At 67.7% G+C, this 855-nt stretch carries 1 protein-coding gene; it reads left to right on the forward strand.

All coding sequences use genetic code 11. The features are described from left to right. The coding region (locus tag ABD050_RS28950; RefSeq protein ID WP_343893058.1) for an IS110 family RNA-guided transposase at nucleotides 1–656 on the forward strand (656 nt) is incomplete at its 5' end. Nucleotides 657–855: the final 199 nt, after the last annotated feature.

Consider the following 855-nt stretch of genomic DNA (forward strand, 5'->3'; position numbering starts at 1 on the left):
GGGACCTGTTCGTGCGCCAACGCACGCAGACGATCAATGCACTCCGCGGCCACATGGCCGAGTATGGCTGGGTGGCACCGCAAGGCCGTAGCCACGTGGCGACGCTGGCTGATCTGCTGGAGGAGGAGGCTGGCGCCTCGCTACCGCAAGCGGCGGTTGCGATGCTCGAGGTCATGCTCGCCATGGTGGATGAGCTCGACCGCCGGATCGCGGACCTGGACAAGGAGATCGCAAGGCGGGCCCGCGAGGATGCGGTGGCCAGGCGGCTGATGACCATCCCCGGCATCGGACCGCTCGCGGCGACCGCGATTGCGGCGCTGGCGCCGCCGCTCGAAGGCTTCCGGCGCGGGCGGGACTTCGCCGCCTGGCTGGGGCTGACGCCCTTGCAGAAGTCATCAGGCGGCAAGCAGCGGCTGGGCAAGACATCGAAGATGGGCGAGCGCACGATCAGGCGCCTGCTGATCATCGGCAGCAGCGCGGTGGTGCGCCACGCGAGCCGGCCCGGCGCGCCCGAACGGCCGTGGCTGGCCGGCATGCTGGCACGCAAGCCGCGCATGCTGGTGACGGTGGCACAGGCCAACAAGACGGCGCGCATCGTCTGGGCGGTGCTCACCAAACAAGAAGATTACAGAGCTCCAGTGGCAAAGGCGGCCTAGCCGCCCGACCCGCCAGAGGCCGTCGAGGACGGCAAGCGATCGAAGGAGAGTATGGCACAACAGTCGGTAAAACGGGGCCGGAAAAACCAGCTTCCCGCTATGTGCTCGCAAGCACGCGTAACAGATCTGGATCCATCCCGCGCACTCCCATACGGGCCAGCAGCCAAGGCTGCATCAACAGGCCGGACAGAAGGCAGCA

The organism is Sphingomonas oligophenolica, from assembly GCF_039522915.1.
GTDB classification, from domain to species: Bacteria; Pseudomonadota; Alphaproteobacteria; order Sphingomonadales; family Sphingomonadaceae; genus Sphingomonas; species Sphingomonas oligophenolica.